The organism is Croceicoccus pelagius, assembly GCF_001661915.1.
Classification (GTDB): Bacteria; Pseudomonadota; Alphaproteobacteria; order Sphingomonadales; family Sphingomonadaceae; genus Croceicoccus; species Croceicoccus pelagius.
In genome coordinates, this window is record NZ_LYWY01000027.1 from 33429 (window position 1) to 46969 (window position 13541).

The 13541-nt window shown below is 59.6% G+C and carries 10 protein-coding genes and 1 pseudogene; 2 read left to right on the top strand and 9 right to left on the bottom strand.

All coding sequences use genetic code 11. The features are described from left to right. Positions 1-4: 4 nt before the first annotated feature. The 8 genes from A9D15_RS04855 to A9D15_RS04890 are packed head-to-tail and all read right to left on the bottom strand — an operon-like array spanning position 5 to position 9297. A complete protein-coding gene (locus A9D15_RS04855; RefSeq protein ID WP_066762426.1) occupies positions 5-289 on the bottom strand; it encodes a DUF1330 domain-containing protein in 285 nt (94 codons plus the stop codon). Between the two features lie 44 nt (positions 290-333). Next, positions 334-1401, bottom strand: a complete 1068-nt coding sequence (locus A9D15_RS04860) for a tartrate dehydrogenase (protein ID WP_066762429.1) — start codon at positions 1399-1401, stop codon at positions 334-336. A 13-nt stretch (positions 1402-1414) separates the two neighbouring features. After that, positions 1415-2428, bottom strand: a complete 1014-nt coding sequence (locus A9D15_RS04865; protein ID WP_066762432.1) for a ketopantoate reductase family protein — start codon at positions 2426-2428, stop codon at positions 1415-1417. Between the two features lie 25 nt (positions 2429-2453). Then, positions 2454-3416, bottom strand: coding sequence for a dihydrodipicolinate synthase family protein (locus tag A9D15_RS04870; protein ID WP_066762435.1), 963 nt, complete (start codon positions 3414-3416; stop codon positions 2454-2456). Positions 3417-3469: 53 nt separating this feature from the next. Continuing rightward, entirely contained in the window at positions 3470-6136 is a 2667-nt protein-coding gene (gene ppdK, locus A9D15_RS04875) for a pyruvate, phosphate dikinase (protein WP_066762438.1), read from the bottom strand. Positions 6137-6170: 34 nt separating this feature from the next. Further along, on the bottom strand, positions 6171-7268 hold the full coding sequence (locus A9D15_RS04880; RefSeq protein WP_066762443.1) for an NAD(P)-dependent alcohol dehydrogenase: 1098 nt from the start codon (positions 7266-7268) through the stop codon (positions 6171-6173). Positions 7269-7310: 42 nt separating this feature from the next. Continuing rightward, positions 7311-7835: an aromatic-ring-hydroxylating dioxygenase subunit beta gene (locus tag A9D15_RS04885; RefSeq protein WP_066762449.1), complete on the bottom strand. Its 525-nt coding sequence runs from the start codon at positions 7833-7835 to the stop codon at positions 7311-7313. 25 nt (positions 7836-7860) lie between these two features. Next, positions 7861-9297, bottom strand: a complete 1437-nt coding sequence (locus A9D15_RS04890) for an aromatic ring-hydroxylating oxygenase subunit alpha (RefSeq protein ID WP_229660416.1) — start codon at positions 9295-9297, stop codon at positions 7861-7863. A 79-nt stretch (positions 9298-9376) separates the two neighbouring features. Here A9D15_RS04890 and A9D15_RS04895 point away from each other — a divergent pair, with 79 nt between their 5' ends. Both A9D15_RS04895 and A9D15_RS04900 read left to right on the top strand, forming a co-directional pair. Further along, positions 9377-10306: a DMT family transporter gene (locus tag A9D15_RS04895; protein WP_066762459.1), complete on the top strand. Its 930-nt coding sequence runs from the start codon at positions 9377-9379 to the stop codon at positions 10304-10306. A gap of 61 nt (positions 10307-10367) precedes the next feature. Next, on the top strand, positions 10368-12248 hold the full coding sequence (locus tag A9D15_RS04900; protein ID WP_066762462.1) for an AMP-binding protein: 1881 nt from the start codon (positions 10368-10370) through the stop codon (positions 12246-12248). A 205-nt stretch (positions 12249-12453) separates the two neighbouring features. Here A9D15_RS04900 and A9D15_RS04905 read toward each other — a convergent pair. Further along, positions 12454-13480: pseudogene (locus A9D15_RS04905) on the bottom strand (IS3 family transposase). Positions 13481-13541 lie beyond the last annotated feature (61 nt).

A 13541-nucleotide genomic window follows, 5' to 3' on the forward strand; every position in this document is an offset into this window, starting at 1 on the left:
CTCCTCAGGCGATCGCGAAGATATCCGATGTGGCGCAGGCGATGCGCGCATCCTTGTGCGGCGCATAGTCTGGATCGTTCATGAAGGCGTCGATCGCCTCCATCGAAGGAAACCGGATCACCACGACATAGTCAGGTGCGGCTCCCTCGCCCTCATAACGGACGAACTCGTGCGAACGGCAGACCATTTCCCCGCCGTGCCGTCCGACCAGCGCCGGAACCGCGGCCATATAGTCTGCCACCCAGGCTTCGTCGTGCGACTTGATCGATCCGATGAAATAAGCAGCCATCACTCTGTTTCCTTTCGTCATGGCCAGGATCGCCAGCCTTCAGGCTAGAATCCCAGCAACTTGGTGCGGATTGCCTCTGCAAATCCGGCGGTTGTCCCGTTTCCGCCAAGATCGGGGGTCTTTTCAATATCAGGAGCAATGAGCGAGGCTTCGAGCGCGCGCATCACCAGCGCGGCGGCTTCGTCTTCGCCCAAGTGCTCCAACATCATGGCACCCGACCAGATCTGGCCGATCGGATTGGCGATGCCCTGCCCGGCGATGTCCGGGGCAGACCCGTGGACCGGCTCGAACATCGAAGGGAACCGCCGTTCGGGGTTGAGGTTAGCAGAAGGAGCCACAGCGATGGTGCCAGTGATTCCCGGCCCCAGATCGGAAAGGATATCACCAAAAAGGTTCGAACCAACCACCACATTGAACCGTTCGGGCGATATCACAAAGCGTGCGGCGAGAATATCGACATGATACTGATCGGCGGCAACATCGGGGTATTCGGCGCCGATCGCGGCAAAGCGCTCGTCCCAGAACGGCATCGAATGATAGAGTCCATTGGACTTCGTCGCGCTGGTCACATGCCTGCGCCCGCTCCGCCGAGCGAAGTCGAAGGCATAGCGCAGGATGCGGTCGGTGCCCCGGCGGGTGAAGATCGCCTGCTGGACGACGATTTCGTTCTCGCCGGTCCCGGTCCGACCGCCGATCTGGGAATATTCGCCTTCCGAGTTTTCGCGCACCACCCAGAAATCGATGTCGCCAGGAGCCTTGTCGCGCAGGGGCGAAGCGATGCCCGGCAGCAGCCGCACCGGACGCAGATTGACGTACTGCTCGAACTCGCGCCGGATCGGCAGCAGCAGCCCCCACAGCGAGATATGATCGGGTACCCCGGGAAAGCCGACCGCGCCGAGGAACACCGCATCATGATCGCGCAACCGGTCTAGCCCGTCATCGGGCATCATCTTGCCGGTTTTGAGGTAGGTCTGGCAGCTCCAGTCGAAGTGCCGGAATTCGAGCACGAAACCGCACTTGGCCGCTGCCGCCGTCAGCACCTCGATTGCGGCAGGCACCACCTCGCGGCCAATTCCATCTCCCGGAATGCTGGCGATAGAATAACGCCTCATGGTCAATCTTTCACTACAGATAGCTGTTCAAAGTCTTGAGCACCCGATAGGCGCTGAGGAAGGCTGGCGCAGGAACCTGCAGTTGCTCCGCTGCCGCCGCGAGCGGCCCCAGGACCTCGTCAACTTCCATCCGCCGGCCCGCTACGAGATCGTCATGCATCGAGGTGCGGACGGGACGGTTTTCCGGCTTGAATCTGGTGCCCATCGCCATGACACCGGACACTGCCTCTTCAAAGCCTTCACGGTCAATCTCGACCAATCTGGATACAGGCGCGAAATAGTTCTGCGGTTCGTAGCCAAGTGCCTTGTAGATCGCCAGCAGATCCTTGACGACGTGGACATAGTGTTCGGCGCCTTCGCGAACCGCCACACCATCCACAAAATCGAGCTTTGGAAGCGCGCCCAGCGTACTGGCGCTCCACGACGATGCTCCACCGACCTGAACCACTTTTTCCCAATGGACATGGACGATATCGGGAGTTGAGCGCGAACCCATGCCCGCAGCGTCGAGCGCTTCGGCCATGATCCGCGTGCGCTCGCTCTCCCCGCCTTCCAGCTCGCCGAAATAGGCGGTGACGGGAACCGCCATGTGATTGAGCGCCTTGCCCGGTTCGAGCAGGGTCGCCCCGTCCATGATCGAGCCGCCGATCACCTTGTCCTTGCCAAACGCGGCCTGGAGTTTGCCTTCCTTGCCCACGCCGTTCTGCAAAGTCAGCGCGCAAGCGGTGCGATCGACCAACACCTGCGCATCGTCCAGCGCCTGATCGGTACCCTTGGCCTTGGTCAGCAGGATGTAATAGTCGATGTCGCCTTCAACCTCCTCGGGCGTTTCGACCGCGAAGAGGTTTTCGCGCTGGACGAATTGCGCCCGCACACCCGAAATACTCAGGCCATCCCGGCGGATCGCCTCGACATGGGGCTTGCGCGCAATCAGCGTGACCTTGTGGCCGCCGCGCGCCAGGAATCCGCCGATGACCGAGCCTAGCCCGCCGGCGCCGTGGAAACAGAAATGCAATTGCTTGGACATGCTTTGGGATTCCCGTTGGTTCGGTTCAGGCAATGCCCAGTTCGACCAGCTTGGCCCTGATCTGCTCTTTCTTTTCCGGCGTCACATCAGCCACCGGCGGCAGGATCGGGCCAGCCTTGAGGCCAATCGCTTCGTACCAGGCCTTCACATTGGCAAGTGCGCTGGCATAGGTCGCGGTGCGGGCGATATCCCACAGGAAGTTGTCGTGATAGAATTCGCGGACTTCGCTGAGCTGATCGGAAGCGGCCCGCGCTTCCTCCCATTTTCCTTCATGCGCCAGGCGGATGTATTCCTTGGCGAAATGGCGCTTCTTGCCGTACAGCATGTAGGACAATTCACCCCAGCAAACGGTGCCGCCAAGACGCAGATCGTCGAGGAAGAAGTATTCGAATGGCTCCATCGTGTTGAAGCCTTCAGGCATTAGCTGGCGGATCTTGATTGTCTCGGCACGGCTCATGGCACCTTGTTTGACGCCGATCACGGTTTCGATATCGGCCAGGCGGCGCATCAGGTCCCAGCTCAGCACGGTGCCCGAAACCGGGGTCCGGTAGAGGCAGACGGCCAGATCGGTGTGGTCGGTCAGGAACTTGAACCAGGAATAGATTTCGTCGTCGCGCTTGAGCTGCACAACCGGGTTGATCACCTCAGCCCCGTTATACCCGAGCTTCTCGACGAACTGCATCTTCTCGATCGCGGTATAGACGCTTGGATCGAGCACGATGGTCCACAGATCGAGCCGCCCGGCATTCGCCTCGGCAACGATCTCGTGATAGCGAAACCAGTCTGACGCTGAGACGTTCCAGCATTCGGCGATGAACCCGCCGACGGCCAAGCCATCTACGCCCATTTCGACATATTTATCGATGTTGTAGCGGATACCGTCCACATCGAACTTGTAATCGGCGGTCATCGGGGTGATCGGACACTGATAGAAGCCCCTTACGGTCTTTGTTGCCCAGGCCTTGGCATCCTTACGATCATATTCCATTTTAGGTGCACCTCATCTCGATTTGGTTCAGAATTTCAGCTTGCATCGTCCGTTCATAGAGGCGCCAGCGCCGCCTGGGCCGCAGCCAGTCGGGCAATCGGCACCCGGAAAGGCGATGCGCTGACATAGTCCAACCCGATCTCCTCACAGAAGGCGATCGTGGCCGGATCGCCGCCGTGCTCGCCGCAGATCCCCAGTTTTAGGTCGGGCCGGGTTTCGCGCCCTTTGCGCGATGCCATTTCGATCAGCTTGCCGACCCCTTCGATATCGAGGGTGACGAACGGGTCCTTGGCGATAATGCCTTTTTCCACATAAGCACCCAGGAAACGCGCCGCATCGTCGCGGCTGATCCCCAGCGTAGTCTGGGTCAGATCATTGGTTCCGAACGAGAAGAATTCCCCGCTTGCAGCGATTTCGTCGGCAACCAGGGCTGCCCGCGGCAGCTCGATCATGGTGCCAACGCTAAAGGCGATCCGCTCGCCTTTTTCGGCGAACACGACTTCAGCGACCCTGTACAGGGTATCCTTCAGTGATTCCAGTTCATGCGGCAATCCGACCAGCGGGATCATGATTTCGGGACAGACCGCCATGCCCGCCTCGCCCGCGACTTCGAGCGCAGCCTCGAAAATCGCGCGAGCCTGCATTTCGTATATTTCGGGATAAACCACGCCCAGTCGGCAGCCTCGATGCCCCAGCATGGGGTTGGTTTCCGTCAATTCGATTGCGCGATGCCGAACCTGCTCCACGTCAATACCCATCGCTCGCGAAAGCTCGGTGAGTTCGCTATCCGTATGCGGCAGAAACTCGTGCAGCGGCGGATCGAGGAGGCGGATGGTGACTGGCAAGCCTTCCATGATCTCGAAGATCCGGCGGAAGTCGGCGCGCTGTTCGGGCAATAGCTGGTCGAGCGCGGAGCGTCGTTCCTTTTCGCTGTCGGCCAGGATCATCTGCCGCATGGCGAGGATCCGGCTTTCATCGAAGAACATGTGCTCGGTTCGGCAAAGCCCGACCCCTTCGGCCCCGAACCGGCGGGCCATTTCGCAATCGAGCGGGGTTTCCGCGTTGGTCCGAATCTTCAGGCGGCGATGCTTGTCAGCCCATGCCATCACCGTTGCGAAATCGCCCGAAAGATTGGGCAGGATCGTCGGCAGTTCGCCCAGGAACACTTCGCCGGTCGAACCGTCGATCGTGATGAATGCGCCCTCTTCGAGCCGCTGGCCGCCGATCTCGGCGACCCGCGCGACCGGGTCGATCTTGAGACTGGCGCTGCCCGCCACGCATGGCCGGCCCATACCCCGCGCGACCACGGCCGCGTGGCTGGTCATGCCGCCGCGCGCCGTCAGGATGCCGGTTGCGACGTGCATGCCATGGATGTCGTCAGGCGACGTTTCATGCCTGACGAGGATGACCTTCTCTCCCAATTCGGCCCACCGTGCCGCTGTTTCCGCATCGAATACCACACCTCCCGAGGCTGCCCCGGGCGAGGCAGGCAAACCCTTTCCGAGCAGCACCCGCGGGGCATTCGGATCGAGCGAGGGGTGAAGCAACTGGTCGAGCGAGGCCGGGTCGAGGCGGAGCAGCGCGGTCACTTCGTCGACCAGGCTCTCTTCGACCATGTCGACGGCAATCTTGAGCGCGGCCTTGGCGGTGCGCTTGCCCGAACGGGTCTGAAGGAGGTAGAGCTTGCCGCGTTCGACTGTGAATTCGATGTCCTGCATGTCGCGATAGTGGCGCTCCAGCAGTTCGAACACCTCAGCAAGTTGGGTATAGGCCTTCGGCATCGCTTCCTGCATTGAGGGAAGCCGCGCACCTGCGGCTTCGCGGGCAGCCCTGGTCAGATACTGGGGCGTGCGGATGCCGGCGACAACATCCTCACCCTGGGCGTTGGCCAGCCATTCGCCGTAGTAAGCCTTCTCGCCGGTTGCAGGGTTGCGGGTAAAGGCGACGCCGGTAGCGCTAGTCTCGCCAAGATTTCCGAACACCATGGCCTGGACGTTAACCGCCGTGCCCCAATCTCCGGGGATATCGTTCAGGCGCCGGTAGACCTTGGCTCGCGGTGAGTCCCATGAGCGGAACACCGCCTCGATTGCCGTCCAGAGTTGTTCCTGTACATCCTGAGGAAAGGCCGCGCCGTGATGGGCAAGCACGAGATCCTTGAAGGTCGCGATCACGCCGCGCAGATCCTCCACTCGAAGATCGATATCCTCATCGACGCCGCGATCTTCCTTGATGCGGTCAAGGGCTGCCTCGAATACACCATGCTCGATTTCGAGCACGACACTGGAATACATCTGGATGAAGCGGCGATAACTGTCGAGCGCGAACCGCTCATCCCCGGAGGTCTGGCCCAGGCCGGTTACGGTCGCATCATTGATGCCAAGGTTCAGGATCGTGTCCATCATCCCCGGCATGGATACCCGCGCGCCCGAACGCACCGAGACCAGCAGGGGATCGCGAGGATTGCCGAACGTCTTGCCCGTCGCCCGTTCGACCAGCCCCAAAGCAGCCGAAACCTCATCGCGGATGCGATCAAGTGACGCTCTGCCGTGGTCAAGATAAGCGAGGCATTCGCCGGTGGCAATAGTGAAGCCCGGCGGGACCGGAAGGCCGATTTGCGCCATTTCTGCAAGATTTGCGCCCTTCCCGCCAAGGACGCGTTTGTCCAGCACGAGCGCGCCTTCGGGTCCAATGCCCGAACCAAAGGAAAATACGCTCTTCATTTCAGCTGGAAGTCCTGGTGACCGCCCCGTGGGCCTACATTTTGAGAATAGCCTTGATCGCCTTGCCGGTCTTTTCGGTATCCTCGACGGCCTGGTTGATCTGGTCGAGATCATAGAAGGTGCAGAGCTTCTCGAACGGGAACAGCCCGGCTTCCTGCATCGCAATCAGTTGCGGGATGAAGACCTGCGGGGTGCTCGATCCTTCGACTACGCCGCGCAACTTGCGGCCAAACAGCATGTTGTTCATGTCTAGCGAAAATTCGGTGCCCAGCTTCGCCCCGCCGACCACTGCGGTTTCACCCATGTTGTGCGTGCTGTCCACCGCCGAGCGCAGCACCGCTGGAATGGCGGTGGTATCCATGGCATAGTCGGCGCCGCCACCGGTCATCGCGACGATCGCTTCCTGAGCGTTGACCGTGTTGGCGTCGATCACATCGGTGGCGCCCAGTTCGCGCGCCAGTTCCAAGCGGTCTGCGTTGCGGTCAACCGCGATGATCTTGAGGCAGCCCGAGGCCTTGGCGGCCATCACTGCGCTGAGGCCGACCGACCCGACCCCGAAGATCGCGATCGAGGAGCCAGGTTCGGGACAAAGCGCATTGAGGATGCTGCCCGCCCCGGTCTGGATACCGCAGCCCAGTGGGCCCAAAAGTTCGATCTGTGCGTCGTCGGCAACCTTGACGCAGTTGTTTTCCGACGCGATCGAATAGGTCGCGAACGAGGATTGCCCGAAGAAGCAGGCGTTGACCTCTTGGCCGTTGCGGGTAATCGGCGTCGAACCATCCAGGCGGCGGCCCATGAAATTGAGCGGGAACAGGCTCGGACAATAGGCCTGATGCCCCTTGAGGCACGATGGACAGGTGCCGCAATAGCTGAAGGAGAGCACGACCTTGTCGCCTGGCTTGACAGTGGTGACGCCACGTCCGACCTTTTCGACAACGCCCGAACCTTCATGGCCCAGCACCGCCGGCAGCGGCGTCGGGTAATATTGATCGCGAACCGTCAGGTCGGTATGACACATGCCAGCTGCGGCAACCTTGACCAGCACTTCGCCGTCGCGCGGATCCTCGATAGAGACGTTATCCAGAACGAATTCGCCGCCTTGACGCTCGATAATTGCCGCGTATGCGTCCATTCTTGCTCTCCCGTTTCCTGATTTCCAGTTGATTGAATTTGCTTATACAAAGAAATAGAGATTCTTGTCCTGCACGACGCGCGCGTCGATATTCAGCTTTCTGCTGAATACCTTGAAGCCGCTGTCTGTTTTCCGCAGCTTGTCTTCGCGTCCCAGCGTGTGCACGTAAACTTCGCTCTGTCGGCGATTGCGGTGCACCAGAACATTAGAGAAGACCTCGAATTCAAACGGTGCAATTTCGAATGCTTCGACATTGGTGACGAAATAGCGGATACGTGATGGCGGATCTTCCATCCATACCTGACCCGTCAGCAACCGGTCGACCCGCTGCTGCAGCTCGGCATAGTCATCGTTGTAGATTGCGGCATCCCCCGGGGTTGGATCCGGGCGGCGGTCACGTGCGAACCGCTGTTCGTAAACTGGCATCCAGTAATGGATATCTTCGGCGATTACAGTATCGAACCATTCGCGATATTGCTGGTTCTGCAACATCCGCACCTCGGCGGAATAGTGACTGACGATGGCATGATGCAGTTCCATGCCTACGGGCTTGCGTGTTTCGGTCATCTTGCGGTCCAGATTGCTGTCGGGATCAGTCTTGCGGCTCGGCTTGCTTCGCCGACAGACGTTCAGGCCAGAAATTACGGTTGGTCCACATTGCATCCCAGGTATCGTCATTGGCCCGGATGGCGGCCCAATCTGGCGCATCGAGCATTTCTTGCCAGAAACGATAAAAGCCTCGATACGAAGTTTCGCCGATGAAGCTGACCCCGACAATTCCTGGATAGACGGGGTGCGGCCCTTCGCGGTCCTTGCCCATGCTCGAATTCATCCACCCCTTGCGGGTGATGATACCGTTGTTGTTGTAGGTGGCCGACGACATGTTTTCGCCATCGTCGCTTTCGAGCGTTCCCGCCGTACCAAATGAACGGATCGCTTCGCGCTGGATCGACCGCTTAGTTTCGGTGTCGGCATTCTTCGGCACCATGGTATAGGTCCAGACCTCGATTTCATGCGGCCCGCGCGGATGCCAGATCTTGAAGGTGTTGGTTCCGTAGAGGAACGAACAGTTTGGGAAGATCGACGTATTCCAGTGACCGACATAAAGCCGTTCGCGCTCCGGCCCGAATTTTTCGCGAATTCCGCCCCGCGTCTCCTCGAGATATTTGACGTACCCGTCGCGCTTGACGTGGATCGCAGTCGCCGCGTTATCGATCAGGCCAAACCCGTGGCCATGCCGCATGGTGAATTGCAGACCAAGGTCGTCAAACGGCATGTCGGCGCGATTGCCCGATAGGCCAGCCAGCTCGCCCCCGATCATCTGGAGAGCGGCGGCATGCGTCCAGCCCACGTGATACCCATCGCCGACGAAGTTCTCGGTCGGGACTTTCCAATTGCAGGCGAGGGTGCTCTTCAACGGCGGCCCGAGCAGTTCCAGACCACCGTCCGGACCATCCCAGATCGTATCGAGGTACCAGCAGAAGTCCCCCAAATAGTCCTCAAGCGAGGGCGCTTCGGGATCATGGCAGCCGAAGATGAAGCCCTTGTAAGTTTCGACCCGGATCGGCGCGAGCCCCAGCTTGGATTTGTCGAGATCGCTGTGATAGCACCGCTCTTCCATCGGAACATCGACGAGCGAACCATCCTGACCGAAAACCCAACCATGATAATTGCACACGAACGCCTTGGCGCTGCCGCTGTCGGCATGACAGATCTGGTTGCCGCGGTGAGTGCAGGAATTGATGAACGCCTTCAGTGAACCGTCCGGCTGCCGCGACAAGATGACACGGTCTTCTGCCATGTACGTAGTAATGAAGTCGCCCGGTTTGGGAACTAGCGAATCATGTCCGAGCATGAGCCAGCATCGCGAGAATATCCGCTCCAGCTCCAGCTGATAGACATCTTGATCCCAGAACACCCGGCGAGACTGGCTCGCACCGATGTTGTCGACGAGTGCCGACGATCCTTTCATAACATCGCTCCCATGCATTTTTGTCTGAGTACTGCATAGTCGATTCGCACTATACATGCAACGCGATGCACCATATGCAATGCACTTGTGGGATGCAAGCCGTATCTTTCGGTCCCCGGTGCCGGGTGAGAGTGCAATGTCGACAGTCGATCACGTCCGACGTTTCAGGCACGGAATTGTGTCCAGTTTTTGGCACACTCCGACGCTGCTGCTGTGCCTGGCAAGTTTCTTTTGGGCATTGAACCCGATTGTCGGTCGGGCGATTCGAGACGACCTGACCCCAGTGACGATAGGCTTCTGGCGATGGCTTATCGCCGCGGCATGTGTCCTGCCATTCGCCTGGCCGCATCTTCGCGATGACCTTCCGGCTATTCGCCGGTCCTGGCCCTTCCTGGGATTGCTGGGGTTCTTTGGTGTCGGGGTCTTTTCCTTGCTCGTCTACAGTAGTCTCCAGCTGACTACGGCAACAAACAATCTGCTGCTCCAATCCACCATGCCGATCATGACGCTGGTCATGCCGGCAGTGATTTTCCGCGAACGCGTGGCCTTGCTCCATTTTGCCTGCGCCGGACTGTCGATCTTGGGCGTCGCATGGTTCATGACCAAGGGGCAATTGGCGAACCTGCGCCTCGAGGCGCTCAACACTGGCGATCTGCTAGCGTTGGCCGCGGTGTTTCTCTACGCCGCCTATGCGACGTCCTTGCGCAAGGCACCCCAGCTGCATCACCTGAGCCTGCTGGTGGTGTTGTTTGCGGCGGGTATCGTCTCGCTTGCCATCCCCTACGCATTGCACCTGTTGCTCGAAGGCCCGTCCGCTCTCTCGCTAACCTCGGCAAGTGCGCTGGTGTTCATTGGCATCTTTCCTTCACTCGTTTCCTATGCCTTGTTCAACCGGGCGGTTGCCCTCATTGGATCGATGCGGGCCGGCATCTACATGAACCTTCCGGCGGTGTTTGGCGTATTGATGGCTGTACCGCTCCTGGGAGAGAGGTTTGAGCAATATCATGTACTTGGATCGCTGATCATAATCGCGTCGATCCTGTTGTCGAGGAAAGTCAAAAAATGAGTTCAACCGGAAACCCATCGTCGCAGGGCGCAATACGCCGCCTTGAGAGGGCACAGCAACAATACGCCGCCTTGAGAGGGCACAGCAAGAAGCCAGCGAGAACGCAGCCGAATTCTGGGGGCGGGCAGCCCAAGCCATCGACTGGTTCACGCCCCCGAATGTGGCATTTGATGATATTGAGGGATGGTTCCCGGACGGCAAGCTGAACACCTGCCATAATTGTCTCGACCGGCATGCGGCAGCAGGTCGCGGCGGATCCACTGCGCTGATTTACGACAGCCCGGTCACCAAGACGATCAAGCGGTACAGCTATTCCGAACTTCTCGAACAAACGGGTCGGGTGGCAGCAATGCTCAAGAACCTGGGAGTGGCGCAAGGAGATCGGGTGGTCATCTACATGCCGATGGTCCCGGAGACCGTCTTTGCCATGCTCGCCTGCGCCCGGCTCGGTGTGGTTCATTCGGTGGTGTTCGGCGGCTTTTCGCCACTCGAACTCGCCAAACGCATCGACGATGCCACGCCGAAACTTGTCTTGACCGCTTCTTGTGGGATCGAAGGCGGACGAACGATCGCTTACAAGCCATTGGTGGACGAGGCGATCGCGCTGACCTCTCACCCGGTCCAGAACGTCGTGCTCCTCCAGCGCGAACAGGTTGCCGCCACGCTAAACCCGTACCGCGATATCGATTGGATGGAACTTCGTACACGCACCATTGGCGATGAAATACCGCCCTGCGCTCCGGTAGCGGCAACCGATCCGCTGTATGTACTCTACACTTCGGGAACAACTGGCCTGCCCAAAGGCGTGGTGCGCGAGAATGGCGGAAATGCTGTGGCGCTGGCCTGGTCCATGGAAAATATCTATGGTATCGAAGTCGGCGACACGTTCTGGGCGGCTTCCGATGTCGGCTGGGTGGTCGGTCACAGCTATATTGTCTATGGACCCTTGCTCGTCGGAGCGACAACCGTCCTGTTCGAAGGCAAGCCGGTCGGAACACCCGACCCCGGGACATTCTGGCGGATCATCGCCCGTCACCACGTGAAGTCGTTCTTCACCGCGCCGACCGCAATCCGCGCCATCCGCAAGGAAGACCCTGACGGAAGGTTGCTCGGGCAGATCGGCACCGGACGATGCCAGGCAATCTTTCTGGCTGGCGAACGCGCCGATCCCGATACGATAGACTGGCTTGAACAGAACAGCGGCCTGCCCGTGATCGACCATTGGTGGCAAACAGAGCTGGGCTGGCCCGCCATCGCCACCTGCATTGGCCTGGGTGATCGACGCCGCAAGCGCGGCAGCGCCGGCTTGGCGGTGCCGGGCTATGAGTTCGCGATCCTGGACGATCACGGAAAGCCCGTTGCCGAAGGCGACAGCGGCAATGTCGTCATTCGTGCGCCGCTAGCGCCTGGGGCCTTCCGGACCCTTTGGAACAACAAGGCGGGCTATGAGAAGAATTTTGCGACTTTTCCCGGTTTCTATGAAACGGGCGATGCCGGCTATCGCGACCTCGACGGCTTTCTCCACATCATGGGGCGCACCGACGACATCATCAATGTCGCTGGTCACCGGCTTTCGACCGGTCAGATGGAACAGATCGTCGCGAGCCAGGACGGCGTTGCCGAATGTGCTGTAATTGGCGCCGATGATCCGATCAAAGGCATGATTCCGATTGCCTTTGTCTCTGCCCGCACCGGGCACGACGGCGACGAGGCTCTGGCAAGCCGCACAGTTGAAGCCGTGCGCGACGAGCTCGGCGCGCTGGCGGCTCTGAAGAAAGTCCATGTTGTGCCGCAATTGCCCAAAACCCGTTCCGGCAAGATTCTGCGCAACTTGCTGCGCAAGATCGTCAACAGCGAGCCTTTTGAAATTCCTCCCACAATTGAGGACACTTCTGTTCCCGCGGCAATTGCCACGTTAGTGGAGGCCAAGTCGGCGAAATGACTATCGCGGCAGCTCGTTTCGCGATTCAATGCCCCATTGACATGCCGCCCGATTTCGTCGGTCGCGGGGCGAGCCAGATGAGGGCCGTGGCCATTAAAAGCATGGCGGAGGTTGCCCAAAAAACGTGAATGACCGCCAGCGTGGTCGCCTCCATTTCGACCATATTGCTTATCACCTGCCGGAACTGTGAATAGCCCCGAGTTGTCTAGACGCCCTCGGTGCTCATCATCTGCTGCCGTTCGAACTCTACGGGTGACAGCATCCCGTTCCTCACATGCTTGCGTATCGGGTTGTAGAACATCTCGATGTAATCGAACACATCCTGCCTGGCCTCGTCTCGTGAGCGATAGGTCCGTCGCCGGATGCGTTCACGCTTGAGCAGGTTGAAGAAGCTCTCGACCACCGCGTTGTCATGGCAGTTGCCACGCCGGCTCATCGAGTGCTCCAGGTTGTGCGCCTTCAGGAACGAGGCCCAGTCCATGCTGGTAAACTGCGATCCTTGATCCGAGTGGATCAGCACGGTGTTCTTCGGCTTCCTGCGCCACACCGCCATCAGCAGTGCCTGCAGGACCAGATCGGTGATCTGGCGGTTCTGCATCGACCAGCCCACCACTCGGCGGGAGTAAAGGTCGATCACCACCGCCAGATAGGCAAAGCCCTCCTGCGTCCTGATGTAGGTGATGTCGGTCACCCATGTCTTGTCGGGTGCCGCGACATCGAACTGGCGGGCCAGCGTATTGTCGACCACCCTGGATGGCTTGCCACCATAGCTGCCCGGCCTGCGCTTGTAGCCGATCCTCGCTTTAATACCCGCCAGACTGGCGAGACGCGCCACGCGGTTCGGGCAGCAAGTCTCGCCCTGATCGAGCAGGTCGTCATGCAGCTTGCGATAGCCATAGACCTTGCCGCTGTCTTCCCATGCCTGCCGGAGCAGCTCGGTCTGCCGAGCATCTTCCTTCGCCCGTCTGCTCAACGGGTTCTTCAACCAGGCGTAGAAGCCGCTGGGCTGGATGCGCAGACACCGGCACATCGCGCGCACCGGGAACAGCGTGCGATGCTCGGCAACGAACGCGTATCTCACTTTGCATCCCTGGCGGAACGAAGTGGCCAAAGGTCAAATACGCGGTGGCTTTTTTTAGGATGTCGCGCTCCTCGGTCACCCGGTAGCCGCGCTCGGTGATCTGGGCCACCGCATCACGCTTGAACTCGTCGCTGAAATTAGCTTTCCCCATCGTCGCCTCCTGTCCTCAAATTTAGGAAAGAAGGCGTCCACAAATCTAGGGGCTATTCAAC